The organism is Neobacillus sp. DHD-1R (assembly GCF_057747995.1).
The window spans coordinates 2,734,457-2,750,744 of record NZ_CM173232.1 but is presented as its reverse complement, the minus strand read 5'-3'; the positions used below and the strand labels follow the sequence as shown (position 1 = coordinate 2,750,744).

Genomic DNA, 16,288 nt, shown 5'->3' with positions numbered 1-16,288 from the left:
TAAATCTTTGGAGTTGATAGAATGAAACAGCTTATTGAGAAGGTTAAACTACCCGTTGTAATCGAATTTTTCTTCTGGTTCTATAACGCTGTGTTGAACTCCTTGTTATTCTTTTCCACTAAACTCTAAAATATTTAAACCCTCGGTTGCTTCTGGTGCTTCAAAAAATTTAGTAACATGAATAAACACCGCTTCCGTGTCAAAAGCTGCTCTTTCGGGTTGTTCGTTACGCCTTTGTGCAATTTGACGTAAGCATTTCTCGTTATTAAAATTAAGGAAAATTAGTTGATGGTTTGCATTGACCTCTGACGCCATATCCAAAAACCACTTTCGCAGTTTTTGAGTGTTAGCTGGAAAATCCATCACTACATCTGTACCGACACTTAATATGTTTTGGACATGCTTTTTCACCAACGGCTTGAGCTGCGCTGAGAATTTTAGATAGTCCTCAAATGATGTGATCTGATTGGGATAAAGAGATGAAAGCCATTCATCCTCAGACAACAGTACCGCATGTTTATCTATAGCCAATTGTTTTGATTTAGTTGATTTTCCTGCTCCAATTTTTCCACAGAAAAAGTATAGCGTCCCCAATTGTTTCATATACTTTTAACCCCCCGGGCTTATTTTAGTGGTTGTTGCCCCACCTTGTAAAACTATAATTTACAACCTAGGTTATTAGTAATAGTAACTGTCTTCTTTAAATAAATTTATTCAGTTTCAAATTCAATGTCTAAATCTGGTCTTTTAAGTTTGAATTTAATTTTTTTATGTTTTAGGATATAAAGACCCCCTAAGACCCCACCTATACCTAATGCTTTTTCAGGGTGTTTCCTTATCGCATCCCCCAACGGCTACCCCTACTTCTTTCATCTTTTCAACATTAGGAAAAAACTTGTCTCATCAACTAAACCAGATGATATAATATTCAGTTACTATCTAGAGGAATTGAATTGGTTATCAAATTACGAGGTTGCTTTATTTAATAGACCGAAATCCAAATATGTTTCCGTTCACCTAAAAGAGGTCTTCTTCAAAGATTTCTTTAATTAATTTTAATTGTGTTATCCATGTACCTTTGACTTAAACGTGGGATCACTAATTTAGTGGAACTCTATCATTAGTTTGAGGACATTGTTTTTTTATTGCCAAAAGTGCTAAAAATATAATTGTGCAGTGACCTTTACATGATTCTACATTAAAGTTGGAGCTAAAATTCTAGACCTCTTATATAGGTGTGAAAGGACAATTTAGTAAACTTTATGGGATAGATATTTAAAACCATGATACTGATAGTTTTGTCTTCTATACATTTCTCTAGGTGTATCTTCACCATCCGCAACTAGAATGATGGTCTTATTAGAAAATTTCTCCATAACAAACTTCTGCAGCCTGCTTCCTATCCCTTTTTTCTGAAAGCTTTCTTCCACCACTAAACCATCAATTTCAGCTGTATGATTGGCAATAATAATATCAACTATACCAGCAGGAGTTCCTTTATATGTAGCAAGCAGCTGCTCTATATTCCGATTTTTAAAATTTCGTTTAAGTAATTCTTGCTTTTGATTGGCAAATTCACTACCATTTATTAAATCTAGCTGATACTGAAATGTAAGAAATGTCTCAAGATTCTTTTCAGTCACAGCATGAATCTCAATATCTGGGTTTTCTTTGACAAAAGGAAATTGATTGGGTTGAATCGCATATAGTTCGTGAAAACCAATCTCATAGTCTGAATGCTTCATATAATCAATCAGTTCCACTCCAGGTTTTTCAATTGCGGGAAAATAAAACCTTACATGGTCTTGCCCCTGTTTTAAATGGAATTCTCTTAAGTAGCTTTCAGTATTTTTAAATTTACTTAGCGTCGGCATTTTTTTAAACTCAATAAAATTACTATCATATCTAGTTAACATTTCCGGATAATGGATATGTTTGTATTGATCATCTTCAAATACAACATGGCCAAGTGTATAAATATTTTCAAATGTTATTTGCATTATTGATCGTTTCTCCTTTAGTCAATCACTCTTGCCACGTTATGACCATATTTTTTTACATTTCCCTTCCAATACAATTCCACTAGAAATTTCTTTGACTGTATAGTTTTCAATCTTCACAACATCACTACAAGAACCGCACCAAACATTTTGTTCTAATTTTCTACGGATATCTACAGGAATCGAAAGCCATTGTTTATTTGCAGAAAAAGAGATCACTTCTTGATTTGGTATTTTTACCTGTTCTTCTACTTTTTCCAACCGATCGAAAACTTCTTGAATCCTCGTCCTAACTTTTTTATATTCAATCGTATGCCATGCATCTAGGATTGTGATTAACTCTTTATTGTCTGATTCTGCAATTTTATCTAATAAACGTAGAATCAAACCACGATTCCGATCTTTTAAGGATTCAACAAACTCATAAGATCTATTTTCGGCAGCATCAATAAGCTTTTCCAATAATTCATCCGCATAGGTCTCACGTTCAATTTCCCAGCCTTTATCCGTAAAGACTAGCAATGGAAGTCTGCCGTTATAATCGATGGCTAAATAATGATGTAGAATCAACCAATCTATTTTTGCAAGTATCTCTTTTTGCGATACACCGTTAAATGCTCCGTATACCGGGCTGTAGTTCAGTTATAGTTCTAATAACTTTTTATCCTTCGATCCAGCAAGAATTTTGGCAAGCATAGCCCGGCCACCACTCATGATCAAGTCGTCTGCCCCACGCAAAATGGTTTTAATTTCATTGATTGGCAAAGACTTAATTCCGTTTGGATTAAGCTCATATTTCACTTGCCTTCCTTTTTTAACCATCGTCATCCCTCATTTACATATAACTCATTACAAGTATAACCATGAATAAATTTATTTAAAGGATGGGATGTCAATCTACTCATCCAATTCATCCATGCGATAATTCTAAAGGAGTTACCTCCTTATACTTCCCTTATTAAATTAACCAAATTGCTATTACTACTATTATCCCATTATAGTCATATGGTGAAAATAGGGAAATGAAACAGACTGTACATGGATGTATGAATGTGCGGCTCAGCAATAGAAAGCAAGATTAGGGGAGGAATTTTCATTCAATTCGGTTAAAATTAAAATAAGTATTGAATAGATAAAAAAGAACGAACATGCAGCAACATGTTCGTTCCAGCAATATACAGTTTCCTCAAAAGGGTCGGCTATTGTGAGGTTTTAATCCACCCGAGACTCTAAACTCAATGGAGGATTATTTTTGATTAAATGACTGTGCAGCAAAGGATAGACTAACAAAGGCCATGCTCTTTCCCTGTTTATTAATTTAATTTTCAGCCTATCACTTTTGTTTTGATTTCTCTCGATCAAAATCTGTTCCAAATACTGTGTAAATTCCGATTCACCAGAGTCCGATAAGCATAGATATTCCTTAGCTCTAGTCATCCCTATATAAAACAAGGACACTTTTCTCTCTTTGTCATCTTCTATCGGAAATGGCATAGAATCAACAGTGACAATAAAAACCGATTGAAAATCAAGTCCTTTACTGCTATCAATCGTGTTTATTTTCATCTTGACATCTTCATTTTCAAATGAACGTTTTGTAACATCATTTTCGGAATCCAATAATAAGGTAATCTGTGTTCTCTTCAACCTAAAAGGTTTATACCTCATCAAGAGGAACCTTTCTCTCCTCATGCAGCTTTTTTATCTGTCTGGAAACTACTCTCATCTCATCATAGAAATTCGCAGCTTTGATGATACCTAGTTCAAGCCCGTTCCGTTTCGTACTTTGCGGTGCAATAATATCTCCTACAAGGTTACGATTCACGACCTTGGTTCTTTTAGCCGACTCATACAATCCAAAAGTTTATTATAAATGATCTCCAGAATCTGCTTGATAATTCGCAAATCAGCGGGGTTGGTGTTTTTGTGTTGTATAACTTAATTTTTTGTAAAACTAAGAAAAATGTAATGGTAAAATTAGCCTAATAAGGGTATAATTTACCTGTTTTTATGACTTTTAAAATAGGGGGATCTTTTATGACTTGGTTTACCAAATGGGCATTGCGGAACAAAGCGGCATTGGTTTTCGCAGTAATTGCCTCGATGATTTTTGGCATTTTTAGTTACAGTACAATTCCAATGGAACTGATGCCATCTGCCGACCAGCCATACGTAACCATATCAACAGTTGGAAATGGTTTGGATGCCGTAAGCATGGATGAACAAGTAACACAGCCAATTGAAAAGGCATTGAACGGTGTCAGAGGAAAACAAAATGTAGTTGCACAAACAGGAAATAATTTTAGCCAGTTGACAGTCACCTTTGAATCTAAAATTAATGTAAAAGAGGCTAAACAGCAAATTGAAGAAAGAATTTCAATGGTTCATCTCCCCAATGGGGTTATGAAACCATATGTTATTAACCTTAACACTTCTGAAATTCCGATTGTTGAATTAGGTCTCACCTTTGATAAGGAAATTGGCAACCATGAACTAAATATCGTAGAAAACGAGATTATGCCGATGTTTAAAGACCTAAAGGGTGTCGGCAATGTCATTACCAATGGCGAAAGTAATAAACAAGTGATGATTAAAGTCGACACGAATAAATTAGCGTCAGCAAATTTCCCGCTTGAAAAACTATACACGCTCCTTCAAGGGAAAGCGGCTTCCGTTGCGGTGGGCGAACAAACGATTAACAACGAAGCAACAAGCATAATCGTAACAGGAAAATTAGAAACGCTCGATGAACTCAAAAACATTCAGTTAAACAGTAAGACAAAATTACAGGATGTTGCTGATATTTCCTTGCAAGAAGATACCGAAAATATCATCCATCTGAATGGAAAGACCTTTATCGACGTTGTCATTCAGAAGGATTCCACCTCCAATGCGGTAACACTTGGAAAACAGGTGGAAGACACAGTAAAAAAAATGAATAAGGATTACAAGGGAACCCTTCAAGCAACGATCATGATGAATTTAGGAGATACTGTTCTTGATTCCATTAATTCGATGACAAGAGAAGTATTGACCGGAGCATTATTTGCCACCCTTATTATCTGGTTATTCCTGCGCAGTTTCCGAATGACCCTGATCACGATTATCAGCATACCATTGTCCCTTTGCATGACGATGATTCTACTCTCCTTCTTTGGTGTTACCTTAAACATCCTCACACTTGGAGGTGTTGCAGTATCGGTCGGACGGCTAGTGGATGACAGCATTGTGGTAGTAGAGAATATTTACCGAAGAAAGCAAAATAATGAATTAACCCCTGCCTTTCTTATCGAATCAGTAAAAGAAGTGGGATCAGCCATCACGTCATCCACTCTCACAACAGTAGCAGTATTTCTTCCAATGCTAATTGTTTCGGGAGGATTGAGAGACTTAGTTGCTCCGTTTGCCATTACGATTACTAGTTCATTACTTTCTTCACTGCTTGTTTCACTGACAGTGGTCCCAGCACTCAGCGCCCGGATGATGAAAAAGGTAAAAGTGAAGGAACACAAGCCAAAATCATTCTACCCTTCTTTGTTGAAATGGTCACTGAATCATAAATGGCTGCCAATCACGATTGCGATTCTGGTTGTAGCCGGGTCTGTTGGGTTATTTATAAGCATGCCTAAAGGTTCTGTCGATCAGAAAGATTCCGCCTACATAGCAATCGGCCTTCACTATGATAACGGAACGCCATTTAGCAAAATAAAAGACGGTGTTGCGAAAATGGAGAGCATTCTTTCAGAAAAAGAAGGGGTAAAAACCCATATTACTGTGGCAGGTGTCAATAAGGAATCTGCGCAATATGGCAACCTGCAAGATGCAAACGTTGTTCGATTTATGATTTTTCCTAAAGAAGGGATCGATTCTGCCAATTTTGTAAAAGACATCCGAAAAACAAAAGACCAGTTTCCAAATGCGGAGCTGACGGCTGAAACAGCAGGCCTGCTCGGAACCAATACAACGACTGTTTCCATTGATGTCATCGGAAAGAACGACGACGACATCAAAAAAGCGGCTGATATGGTTAAGAAGGAAATAAGCAGCATGGATGGCGTGGAAAAAGTAGAAAGCAACGATCAAAATACAAAACCAACCTTTACCATTCAGGTAGATTCAACATTATCAAATGCCCAGGAAGTCGCCCAATCTATTACTGCAATGATAAAGCCTGCAGTGATTGGAAACATTCAGATTGACGGACGGACCACTGCCGTACAATTGGGAGCACTAAAAGAGATTCAAACGGTAGACGATTTAAAAAATCTGCAACTGATGACGCCAGATGGGCCTGTTGCTTTATCAAGTATTGCGAAGGTTAAAGAAAGCAATGAGCTAGGGACCATCTTTACAAAAGACGGGCATCATTATCTACAAGTAACGGCTCAAGTGAATCCGGATAAAATGGTAGACGTTGCCAGTAAAGTTCAGCAGCAGCTCCTAACTTGGAACAAAGATGAAACATTTTCCAAAGGAACAAGTGCAGAACTTACCGGTTCTTCCATGCAGTCCTCCGATCAATTAGGGGAACTCGCTAAACTGTCTATGTTATCAATTGGAATCGTGTTTATGATTTTGCTCGTGACCTTAAAGTCGTTCCGTGCAAGCATCGCGATCTTGCTTACATTGCCGCTTGCAGCGATCGGTTCGCTGTTAGGTCTCGTAATCACCAACTCAAGCATCAATATTTCTTCTGGTATCGGGATGCTGATGCTCGTTGGGATTGTGGTAACCAATGCCATTGTGCTCGTTGACCGAATCCGCCACAATGAAGAAACAATGACCATCAGGGAAGCGATTATGGAAGCAGGAACTGTACGTCTGCGGCCGATCCTTATGACAGCACTTGCCACTGTCTTTGCCATGTTGCCGCTTCTCGTTGCACATGAATCGGCGATGAGTTTAAATCTTGTTTCAAAGGGACTCGCTGTGGTCGTGATTTTTGGACTCATCGTGTCTACCCTTTTGACGCTGATTATCATCCCAACATTCTATGAATTATTCCACTTCCGGAAAGCAAAAAAACAAAGGGTGCAAGCTAACCAAGTAACAGAAACAATAGGTCAATAAATTGCCAAAATAGAAACAGTTCAGTTTGTCTACCCAACTTATGGAGATAAGAAATGAAAAATAAAAGAATCGCACATATTGTGTTGGTAAATATGTGCGATTCTTTTAAAACACACTCCCCCTTACTATCCTTTCTCCCTTTAAATGTAATCTGCAGTTTTGAACTCATCTCCGCGCTCCGTTTTCCTTCGACAGAAATATATATCCCTCGTGTGATGACAGGATCTGAATAAATCAATCTCTTAGTACCCTTTCAATCAATTCTATTGCACCATGTAATCGATTTTCATAGTTCCCGCTTAAAATGTGATAGTCAATGTTTCGTTTATCTAATAATGACTTTACGTGCTGATTGTTTTGAATTCTGGCTGTTTCCTCTCCATGAACTCTTAAGCCATCATTCACCCATGTAACATCTGGCTCAAGGAATAGCCAAAGATCATATTCCTGTAGTTTCGCGATTTCATCTAGAACGGGTTGATGTTCATTGTTATATAAGTTGGAGTAGAATTGAGTGACGATCGCTTCGGAGAACTCTAGAATTTCTTCTTCTTTGGTCATTATTACGCCACCTCTTAACAAACTATATTAACTTGAAAAGAAACAACTATATATTCTTTAATACATCCCAATTATTTAAATGATCAGTTACATCTACGGTGTTTTCTCTTACCTCTTTTGCTTTTCCATCCTTAACAATGAAGTAAAGGTGAAGAATATGGTTACTACTTGATCGGTGATCATCATAATACATGCCTATCTCCTCTTGATCATATAAGAAGTAACTCCAATCCCCTTTCGAATCAACAAATGAAAGTAAACAATAATCAATAGGAGTCGCAATCACATCATCTAAACGAACTACATGCCATCCATGTTGACCGTGCCGTGAACGATGTTCCTTACTATGGTAAAATTTAATAAATGTTGGCTTTTTAGAACTAGGTTTGGGAGATATTATTTTTATTCCGCTCCCTTCTTTCCGGGAAGCTTTTTCCACTATATACTCAGGAAATTTGTCTTTAATTATATTAATCGCCCTATCTCGAGCTTCTGACCGGGTTATTTCATCTTGTTCACCAACTTCATCTTCTTCATCAAAATTAACTTCAAAATCAGTTTCTAAAATTGCTATTTTTTCATTTAACAATGACACTTGCTCTTCCATAACTTGAATGCGATTCATTAACTCTAAGATAATTTTATCATAGTTCAAAATAAACACTCCTTTTTTTATCTTAATTTTATTATAAAAAACAATCCACATTTTGTAAATGATAAAATTAGATAAAATAGATAAAATTATGATAAAAAAGATAAAACAAAACAGGTAAGAGACGTAATTTGGAATATTACCATAAAGGGTTTAATATGTCCCATATAACTACTTGTAAGTTTAAATGCATTACTTCACCTGATCCTCTAAAAATGAACACCTTATTGCTCAGTATGTGTCAAATAAGAAATTAAGCGAGGCACTCTACAATGTATTTCTGTAGAGTGCCTCGCTATTTTATGTTCTATTTCATTCTATACCATCAAGATTCATTTCCCATTTATACTTGTATAAAAACCTATGTGCTTCATCGTCACTGGCAATCCATTCCTTGTCATAACGACTATCAGCCCAAGATGTTTTTCCTACAGCACGTATATGAAGAACTCCACCTGAGATTGTGTATATTCTTTCTTCTCTGGAATTAATTTCCTCAAAATAGGTTTTCCTAGTAAAACCCTCGTTATGCTCTAAGATTCTTTGCCTCGTAGAACTTGTTAATCGCACCATATTTCCCTCCTTGCAGAGTATAGGTAATGTTTATGTATCCAATCATTTATAACAAATTTATCGTTTACCCTAAGTCTTTTTCCTAAAACCTTGGAAACAGACTCTAATATCATTATCTACCTAGTTTATTATCAATCTCAGTTGTATCTACATTCTCACCAAATAAATCTTTTAGTTTACTTTTGGCTTGCATTTTAATTTCATCATCCACATATAAAGCCACTTGAACTAAAGCGAATATTACAACACTTAAGTCATCCGCATATCCTACACCAACTGCTAAGTCGGGTATAATATCTAAAGGTAAAATAAAGTAACCTAAAGCCCCAACAATGGTTGCTTTAACTTTTAACGGTACATCTGGCTTTTGAAGTGTGTAATAAAGTAATAGAACGGCGTAGACTACAGAAGTTCCGGCTCTTTTAGAAAAGTTTTGAACCTTAGTCCAAAACTTTTCCTCTGAGAAATGCTCTTCGTGTTGGTTTATATCTTCAGCATTCAGTTTTTCTGCTTCATCTTTTAAATCAGCAACTAGTTCTTCTTGTATTGCAATTTCATCATCAATATTAGATGCGGATAATTCGTCTAAATCTTTTTTCTTCTTAAATAGATTTTTTAACATGAAATCACTCCAAGGATCAGTAAATTACAAATACATTTTACACCATGATTATCCATTTACCATCTTTTAAAACACTAGTATTTCAAATAAATAAGCTTCTATGCGACAGCGAATAGGTTAGAGATGAAGGTAGAGCCCGTTAAGCTAGGATAACTCCTTCTTAGCTTGGTGACCAATACACATTCTAGAGATTGTCTGTCAAGTGCACTCCTTGACTGGCAATCTCTAGAATGGAACAATTAGAAAAGCTAAGAAGGGGTGGGTATTTTCTTTGCTTGAAATCTATTACACCCACACTAAATAGCAAAGAGCCAAAAATATTTGGTTAATGATTGTCGATTTCTACAATAAGTAGAATTTGACAAACCTCTATTGCTCCCCCAGTAAAGGCCTGTCCAAGTATGAGCAGGCCGTCATATTAGTTAAACGTGACATTTACCGTATAATCAATATTCTTAAAAAATTCCTTTAACACTTTTTCTGCATTTTTCTCTGCAGTATCTAGTAAACCAACAGAGATGGCCTCTTGACGAATTTGCTCTTGTGCCTCAGCGGCCTTGTCAAACCCCTCATTCATTTTAATATCAGCACGGAAAAGCCCACCATTGTCAACGGCTTGTATTTTATCCATCTGTAGTGATGGGTTCTGGATGAGCTTTGCATGAGGAAGGGTAATATCTATTTCTTTTGTTTTCTCATTAATAACCAGGTCCTTAGAAGTAATCCCTTTCAAATCAACACCTGCAATAACCGTCGCAGGTACAACTAATAGAAGTTCTCGCTTTGTACCTGGTAGATTAATATTCAAAAAATTCTTACTATCCTCTTCGTGTATAACCGCCTTCATATGAGCTTCAGCCGTTGCCAATGTGGCTAGCTCTTGAACGTGTTCAACAAACGTGACAGACTTATGTTTGAAGGTACTGACCCCAGATAGCCAAATTACTCCTAAAGTGATGATTAAAAGAACAAGGATGGCCAAAATAATCTTAAATACACCAGCTTTAAAGAAAAACTTAAATATTCCTTTCGGTGGAGATACAGATCTAAAGTTATGATCTACCGCAATAGTTGCAGCACTTTGCTGTTGTGCTTCCTTTAATTCTATTAATAGTCTTTCTAGCTGTGCGATTTTTTCGTCTTTTTCTTCTAAAATTTCTCTATTTGTATTCATTTTTTCACCTCTCATTTTTATCATTACAATGCTTATCCTTTAAATCCACAAATCTATTATGTTAGAAATTAGTTAAATAATAGCACCACATAAAGAAATTTTTTACTAATAAAATAATAATTTTTTTAGGAAACGTTATCTTCCTATTTCTACTTGTGAAATTGATAAATTTAGTACCAGACCCTTTAATCTAATGCTCATAGAACATTGGGATTTTCACTGGAAGTTCTAGCCCTTTGTACCAGATCTTCCAAGTATGTGAAACTTAATGGTGATACTAAGGAAACAGAGATATTATTTCCTCTATCTAGTTGCGACTTCCATTTACTTAGTATCCTTTTCGAGGTTAGAGCACCATAACTCCATGTTTCATTTGCACCATTTCGTCATTTACATTGCTGACCCTCTTGTGTACCATCCTTATAACCGTTCCAATGGTCAACCCCTTTCTCATCATCACCTGTTGCCTCTAAAGTAATGTAATCAACCTTTTCTTCCAGAACTTTGAGCAATTGATAAACACACCAGTTAATTTCATATCTATTTCTCTGTTTATCAGCTCTTCCAGCTTTTTAGTATGGCATATATAATCACCTCAGATTTACCCAATAATAGAAACCCAATTTCTTTGCAAAATTTGTCATAAATTATATTCTTTATTCTGTTCTCATAAATCGATGCTATGAGAATTTTGTTACTGCAAATATTCGACAAATTTCTGTAAGAATCCTCCAAAAAAAACATATTAAAAATAGCACCCATCACTGAGTGCCGTTTGTAAGTGCAAACTAGTAAAATAAGGGTAAAATAAGGGTAAAATAAGGGGACGGTTCTAGTGTTTACTTCGTTTTGCGAAACAAAAGAAACATGAGAACCGTCCCGATGTTTATGGTTTGTTCGAACGGGTGCTTTTGGCGCGTTCTCAGGCAGACTCAGATAATTGGCACCTACACGATAGCCGCTGTGTATCAGAGTAAGAGAACGTACGTCCTTGTAGCATTTTATCGTCTGAGAAGTCCATTCCATCCACCAGAACCCCCGTACCAAAGGCAGCTTGCTCAATCTCTGCATGGAAATCAACGAGATTCCAATCAAGAACCATACGCCCCACTGGCAGCCATGGGAACTTATCCTCCGGCCAAAGTTTTGTATCATCGAGTGGATCAAAATCCAGCTCTGGATGGTAATCGTCCTCCATGATCTGCACAAAGAGCTCCCATTCTGGATATTCTCCCCGCTCAATCGCTTCATATAAATCTTGTGTCGCATGACCAACGTTTTTCGCTTGAATAGTGTTTGCCTCTTCCTGTGTTAAGTTACGAATCCCCTGCTTCGGTTCCCAGTGATACTTCACCAACACAGCCTCGCCCTTTTCATTTACCCATTTATAGGTATTGACACCAGAGCCCTGCATGTGGCAGTAGGTCGCAGGAATCCCCCATGGAGAAAATAGAAATGTAATCATATGCGTGGCTTCAGGTGTACGGGAAACGAAGTCAAACATCCGCTCTGGATTGGGCACGTTCGAAGCAGGCTCTGCTTTAAACGCATGAATCATATCAGGGAACTTCATCGCATCCCGGATAAAGAAAATTTTCAAGTTATTCCCAACCAGGTCCCAGTTACCTTCTTCCGTATACATTTTTACCGCAAATCCACGTGGATCTCGGGCTGTTTCCGGCGAGTCTTTGGCTCCTGCCACCGTGGAGAAACGGACCATTAAGGGGGTTTTCTTCCCAGCGCCAGAAAATACTTTCGCGCGCGTATACTTCTCTACCGGTTCATCGCCCACTTTTCCATACGACTCAAAATAACTAAAGGCTCCAGTTCCTCGTGCATGGACCACACGCTCTGGAACCTCTTCCCGATCAAAGTGTGATATCTTCTCAATAAAATGGTAATTCTCAAGTGTCGCTGGGCCCCGGTTGCCAATGGTACGGATGTTTTGGTTATCCTTCACAGGATGGCCCTGGCGTGTGGTCAACGTCTCTCGTTTTACGTCTTGTCCTTTTGATGCATTCATATCATTGTTTTCAACCAAAATAAGTCCTCCCTAAAAACATTCACCCTTATCTTTCCTTATATTAGTGAATTTATCCATAATAAGGAGATTTCCGCCTTAAAATAAATGTTATTTTATAGTTATGATCCTTTACCTCTTTAGTTTAAATCCTTTGAATTGTTATAGATATAGTAGAACAGAAGTGTTATTATATATCTATAACAGAGTGGAGGGAACGAACATGATTATTCGAATTGAATCGGAATCCGATATTCCCATTTATCAACAGATCACCAATCAAATTATCGAAGGAATTGCCAGAGGGTCGATTCTGCCAGGTGACTCTCTCCCATCCGTAAGGGCGTTTTCTGCAGACCTGGGCGTTAATATGCACACCGTTAATAAAAGTTACCATCAATTAGAAGAGAAGGGAATCATCCTAATCGTCCCAAAATCCGGAGCAGTGATTTCGTCTCCACAAGATTTCAATGCATCAGCACTTGGTCGATTGAAAACTGATTATCAATTACTCATTTCTGAATCGTTTGTTGTTGGAATGAGTGAACAACAAATTCACGAGTTCTTCACTTCTATCATTAAAGAATTAAAAAACAGCAATAAAAAGCTCAGTTAACAAGGGAGGAATTAAAATGACTGTTGCCATATTTCTATTAATCGCAATGATTCTAGCTGGAATTCAAATCGCTATTCCTTTTTTAGCCAAGCGAACCGTTATATTTGGGATTACTATCCCAGAAAAATACTTTAAAAACCAAAAGCTTGCCTTCTTTAAAAAGCAATATACAATATTGGTTTCCCTTCTATCATTTTTATTATTAGCAAGCTATCTTCTATGGTACCTTTTCACCGGCCCCTCTGAAGAACAACTGGTCCTACTAGGAGTGGTCATTCAATTTGGCATCATTCTGTTCAGCCTTTCCCTCTATTTTTATTTTCACGCAAAGACGGATCAATTAAAAAGAGAAAATAATTGGACGGAAAATTTAAAACAAGTTAAAATCACTGATTTATCAGTCCGAACGAAGGATGAAATGCTTCCTTGGTATGTCTATTTATTACCAATCATCATTACATTGGGAGTCATCGGATATTCGCTCCTTCACTATGACCTTTTACCAGAACAGATTCCCACTCACTGGGGAATAAATGGGAAAGCTGATGCCTTCACTGAAAAAAATCACCTGTCAGCCATCACCTTGCCACTAATCCTATTAATCATGCAAGTTATGTACTTAGGAATACAAGCAGGAACCAAAAAATCCGGTATTAAATTAAGCGCAACCGCAACCAATGCCTCTCGGAAACGCCAACTTACTTTACGGAAATATACAAGCTGGTTTATGTTTTTCGTTAGCTTGTTACTCACGGTAATGTTTAGTTTTTTTCAATTGCAAACGATTCATCCAGATTTATTAGCAGGAACTATAATCTTGGCCACACCTATGATTTTCCTGGTCGCTGTACTTGCCGGAACCGTTGTGTTTTCCATTAAGGTAGGGCGTTCAGACAAACAGACCACCGATGAACCCGAAGAGGACCTAACCGATTTCGACGAGGATTCTTATTGGATCGGTGGTCTCATTTATGTCAACAGACAGGATCCATCCATCTTTGTTGAAAAAAGATTTGGCGTGGGTTGGACCATAAATTTTGGGAACCCGATGGGCTATCTCATAATCATAGTGCCAATAGCCGTCATCTGGGTGTTGAGTTTTTTGTAGGGTCATTGTTAATTAACCTAGAACTTAGCTAATCTTGGATAATAAACTATTAAAGAGGTGTATCAGTGAAAGAATTACAGGAATTCGCAAAAAAATATCATGAAGAAATGAAATGGGAAATTAATAAAGATAATTATGAGAGAACTCGTTCTTCCCTTCTAAATAACTACATGCTTTTAACAACAGAAGTAGCAGAAGTAGCAGAAGAACTTCGAAAAGCCTTTAATTTGACAAATAGTCACATATTAGAAGGTAAAGATGAAGTAGAGGCATTTAATTTAGCTAAAGAATCTATCAAAGAGGATTTAGGGAAAGAATTTGCTGATTGCCTAGCCTATATTATTAAAATGGCCAATTACTTTGAAATTGATTTAGAGGAAAGCTTTTATTCAAAAATGGATGAAGTGAAGAACCGAAATAATAAAGATGTCGGTTTAGTAAGGTAAGGAATTAGCTGGAAATATGTAAGAATAGAGTAGCCATAACAGAGAGCTACTCTATTTATATTACTTTGAGAGATCGCTAAGTATTGCGGCTAGTTTGAGCCATCTGTGCGGAGTTTTGAGCCACCATATTCGGATGATTAAGCCACTTAGTGCAGGATAAAGAGCCATTAGAACGAAATTTTTCATCCCCTTCACATGCAGGCAGTGGATTATTTTTATTATTTAATTCATTTTTCTATTCTTTTGCATGCCTTCAGGCTCCTTCGTTTTCGTTCAACCAAACACCTTCAAGTCTATCAAAGAATGTATCAAATAGAAAAATGCTAGGGGAGTTCACTCTTATTGATAGACAATAATAAAATATTGACAAAATACTACAAAACCTGGGGTGTGACAAGCACCAAGGTTACTATAAAGTCTAGAGCATGGATACATTTAACAAAAAATGAATCTTAATCATTTTATCCTCTCAACTTAACGACACTCGCCATAATCTTCGCTTTTAAGCCAGCTTCATTAACCGCCGGTACTACTTGAATAGCCCCCATCAAGTAGCTCTCATGAAAATCATCCTGGAAGTACCTCATACCCTCAGCTAGTTCTGCTCTGGTAGGTGTTAATATATAAACCTCCTGAACAGCTCTTTTTCTAGTCAGCCGATGTATGATTCCATCCCTATATTTATGCATCTCCCCAAGAGCAGTACCTAGATTATCTGGTACCCTATATTTTGGGTCAAAAACTATGATTCCGTTTTCTCCTTCTAACACAATATCGGGAATCATCTTCTGCGTATATGTATGAAAGGTTTTTGTATTATATTGATAGGTTCGTTGATAGTATAGTGACATCTGACCTTTCAATTTAATTTGACTCTCTTTATTTTCAGCCAAATCTAGAAAGAGTCCGTTTTTGGTAGTTCGAAATAACCCGCTCGTATCTTGAACAAAACCCTCTTCTCTTAGAATCTTGACTATCTTCATGTAACACCACATTTCATACAATTGAAATGTATCCTTAAATGAAATGGAATAGCCAAATCCAATACCTTCTCGATCATGTTTATTGAGGCGCTCGAACCATTGATACCAGAGACGATAAACAGGATGCTTCCGAAATTTTTGTGTAATGGTAAAAGGACCTTCGTTTTCGATTATTTCCTTCAGAAATGGACTATTCAACCAACGTTGTACAATCGCTGTATACCGCACAGATTTTCGAGCTACAGCCTCATCCTCAATCATCTCATATTTTTTAAGAAGCCTGTACAACCCTTTCAACTGTTGCTTTAACACTTGATTTTCGTAAAGATTCATAGTCTCGAATGTCTTTACATTTTGTACATTTTTTGGAATGTCTCCCCCATATCCTTTCAGGTCAAGCCAGCGTAATGTTACATCTCCTGTATGTTGCACTTTCTCTCTTTTAATCATCATAGGAAACTTT

General features: G+C 37.0%; 18 protein-coding genes and 1 pseudogene. 4 read left to right on the top strand and 15 right to left on the bottom strand.

The genetic code is table 11. The annotated features are described in order from the left end of the window. Positions 1-105: 105 nt before the first annotated feature. From AC3ANL_RS13305 to AC3ANL_RS13275, 7 genes are all read right to left on the bottom strand, one after another. Entirely contained in the window at positions 106-603 is a 498-nt protein-coding gene (locus tag AC3ANL_RS13305) for a P-loop nucleotide/nucleoside kinase family protein (RefSeq protein ID WP_488324920.1), read from the bottom strand. Between the two features lie 107 nt (positions 604-710). Next, the gene (locus tag AC3ANL_RS13300; protein ID WP_488324919.1) at positions 711-851 is read right to left on the bottom strand and encodes a hypothetical protein; all 141 of its coding nucleotides are present in this window, start codon (positions 849-851) and stop codon (positions 711-713) included. A 399-nt stretch (positions 852-1,250) separates the two neighbouring features. Then, complete coding sequence (locus AC3ANL_RS13295; protein WP_488324918.1) at positions 1,251-2,000, bottom strand: GNAT family N-acetyltransferase; 750 nt, start codon at positions 1,998-2,000, stop codon at positions 1,251-1,253. 39 nt (positions 2,001-2,039) lie between these two features. After that, complete coding sequence (locus AC3ANL_RS13290) at positions 2,040-2,591, bottom strand: RQC-minor-1 family DNA-binding protein (RefSeq protein ID WP_488329724.1); 552 nt, start codon at positions 2,589-2,591, stop codon at positions 2,040-2,042. Positions 2,592-2,642: 51 nt separating this feature from the next. Then, positions 2,643-2,822: a hypothetical protein gene (locus AC3ANL_RS13285; RefSeq protein ID WP_488324917.1), complete on the bottom strand. Its 180-nt coding sequence runs from the start codon at positions 2,820-2,822 to the stop codon at positions 2,643-2,645. Positions 2,823-3,212: 390 nt separating this feature from the next. Further along, positions 3,213-3,668, bottom strand: a complete 456-nt coding sequence (locus AC3ANL_RS13280) for a 3'-5' exonuclease (protein WP_488329723.1) — start codon at positions 3,666-3,668, stop codon at positions 3,213-3,215. Beyond that, positions 3,658-3,825 carry a hypothetical protein gene (locus AC3ANL_RS13275; protein ID WP_488324916.1) on the bottom strand — a complete coding sequence of 56 codons (168 nt, stop codon included), beginning with the start codon at positions 3,823-3,825 and terminating at the stop codon, positions 3,658-3,660. Before AC3ANL_RS13275 ends, AC3ANL_RS13280 begins: the two co-directional genes overlap by 11 nt. A gap of 212 nt (positions 3,826-4,037) precedes the next feature. Here AC3ANL_RS13275 and AC3ANL_RS13270 point away from each other — a divergent pair, with 212 nt between their 5' ends. Next, entirely contained in the window at positions 4,038-7,070 is a 3,033-nt protein-coding gene (locus AC3ANL_RS13270) for an efflux RND transporter permease subunit (protein WP_488324915.1), read from the top strand. A gap of 234 nt (positions 7,071-7,304) precedes the next feature. Here AC3ANL_RS13270 and AC3ANL_RS13265 read toward each other — a convergent pair whose 3' ends face one another. The 7 genes and pseudogenes from AC3ANL_RS13265 to AC3ANL_RS13235 all read right to left on the bottom strand — a co-directional run. After that, positions 7,305-7,631, bottom strand: a complete 327-nt coding sequence (locus tag AC3ANL_RS13265; protein WP_488324914.1) for an AAA family ATPase — start codon at positions 7,629-7,631, stop codon at positions 7,305-7,307. A gap of 46 nt (positions 7,632-7,677) precedes the next feature. Then, positions 7,678-8,286, bottom strand: coding sequence for a hypothetical protein (locus tag AC3ANL_RS13260; RefSeq protein WP_488324913.1), 609 nt, complete (start codon positions 8,284-8,286; stop codon positions 7,678-7,680). Positions 8,287-8,595: 309 nt separating this feature from the next. Next, positions 8,596-8,856, bottom strand: coding sequence for a hypothetical protein (locus tag AC3ANL_RS13255; protein ID WP_488324912.1), 261 nt, complete (start codon positions 8,854-8,856; stop codon positions 8,596-8,598). Positions 8,857-8,968: 112 nt separating this feature from the next. Beyond that, entirely contained in the window at positions 8,969-9,478 is a 510-nt protein-coding gene (locus AC3ANL_RS13250; RefSeq protein WP_488324911.1) for a YkvA family protein, read from the bottom strand. A 418-nt stretch (positions 9,479-9,896) separates the two neighbouring features. After that, on the bottom strand, positions 9,897-10,652 hold the full coding sequence (locus tag AC3ANL_RS13245; protein ID WP_488324910.1) for a DUF4230 domain-containing protein: 756 nt from the start codon (positions 10,650-10,652) through the stop codon (positions 9,897-9,899). Between the two features lie 386 nt (positions 10,653-11,038). After that, positions 11,039-11,164: a hypothetical protein gene (locus tag AC3ANL_RS13240; protein ID WP_488324909.1), complete on the bottom strand. Its 126-nt coding sequence runs from the start codon at positions 11,162-11,164 to the stop codon at positions 11,039-11,041. Positions 11,165-11,531: 367 nt separating this feature from the next. Further along, positions 11,532-12,675: pseudogene (locus tag AC3ANL_RS13235) on the bottom strand (catalase); the annotation flags it as partial. Between the two features lie 220 nt (positions 12,676-12,895). On the opposite strand from AC3ANL_RS13235, the gene AC3ANL_RS13230 reads away from it, so the two are divergent. The 3 genes from AC3ANL_RS13230 to AC3ANL_RS13220 all read left to right on the top strand — a co-directional run bounded on the left by AC3ANL_RS13230 (position 12,896) and on the right by AC3ANL_RS13220 (position 14,842). After that, positions 12,896-13,288: a GntR family transcriptional regulator gene (locus tag AC3ANL_RS13230; protein WP_488324908.1), complete on the top strand. Its 393-nt coding sequence runs from the start codon at positions 12,896-12,898 to the stop codon at positions 13,286-13,288. A 16-nt stretch (positions 13,289-13,304) separates the two neighbouring features. Then, positions 13,305-14,396: a DUF1648 domain-containing protein gene (locus tag AC3ANL_RS13225; protein ID WP_488324907.1), complete on the top strand. Its 1,092-nt coding sequence runs from the start codon at positions 13,305-13,307 to the stop codon at positions 14,394-14,396. A 65-nt stretch (positions 14,397-14,461) separates the two neighbouring features. After that, entirely contained in the window at positions 14,462-14,842 is a 381-nt protein-coding gene (locus AC3ANL_RS13220) for a MazG nucleotide pyrophosphohydrolase domain-containing protein (protein WP_488324906.1), read from the top strand. A 461-nt stretch (positions 14,843-15,303) separates the two neighbouring features. Here AC3ANL_RS13220 and AC3ANL_RS13215 read toward each other — a convergent pair whose 3' ends face one another. Continuing rightward, positions 15,304-16,278 carry a nuclease domain-containing protein gene (locus tag AC3ANL_RS13215; RefSeq protein WP_488324905.1) on the bottom strand — a complete coding sequence of 325 codons (975 nt, stop codon included), beginning with the start codon at positions 16,276-16,278 and terminating at the stop codon, positions 15,304-15,306. Positions 16,279-16,288: the final 10 nt, after the last annotated feature.

Coding starts and splice junctions, on each gene's coding strand:
- AC3ANL_RS13305 (WP_488324920.1), bottom strand. CDS start 603: ATGAAACAATTGGGGACGCTATACTTTTTCTGTGGAAAAATTGGAGCA.
- AC3ANL_RS13295 (WP_488324918.1), bottom strand. CDS start 2,000: ATGCAAATAACATTTGAAAATATTTATACACTTGGCCATGTTGTATTT.
- AC3ANL_RS13285 (WP_488324917.1), bottom strand. CDS start 2,822: ATGGTTAAAAAAGGAAGGCAAGTGAAATATGAGCTTAATCCAAACGGA.
- AC3ANL_RS13280 (WP_488329723.1), bottom strand. CDS start 3,668: ATGAGGTATAAACCTTTTAGGTTGAAGAGAACACAGATTACCTTATTA.
- AC3ANL_RS13270 (WP_488324915.1), top strand. CDS start 4,038: ATGACTTGGTTTACCAAATGGGCATTGCGGAACAAAGCGGCATTGGTT.
- AC3ANL_RS13265 (WP_488324914.1), bottom strand. CDS start 7,631: ATGACCAAAGAAGAAGAAATTCTAGAGTTCTCCGAAGCGATCGTCACT.
- AC3ANL_RS13255 (WP_488324912.1), bottom strand. CDS start 8,856: ATGGTGCGATTAACAAGTTCTACGAGGCAAAGAATCTTAGAGCATAAC.
- AC3ANL_RS13250 (WP_488324911.1), bottom strand. CDS start 9,478: ATGTTAAAAAATCTATTTAAGAAGAAAAAAGATTTAGACGAATTATCC.
- AC3ANL_RS13245 (WP_488324910.1), bottom strand. CDS start 10,652: ATGAATACAAATAGAGAAATTTTAGAAGAAAAAGACGAAAAAATCGCA.
- AC3ANL_RS13230 (WP_488324908.1), top strand. CDS start 12,896: ATGATTATTCGAATTGAATCGGAATCCGATATTCCCATTTATCAACAG.
- AC3ANL_RS13225 (WP_488324907.1), top strand. CDS start 13,305: ATGACTGTTGCCATATTTCTATTAATCGCAATGATTCTAGCTGGAATT.
- AC3ANL_RS13215 (WP_488324905.1), bottom strand. CDS start 16,278: ATGATGATTAAAAGAGAGAAAGTGCAACATACAGGAGATGTAACATTA.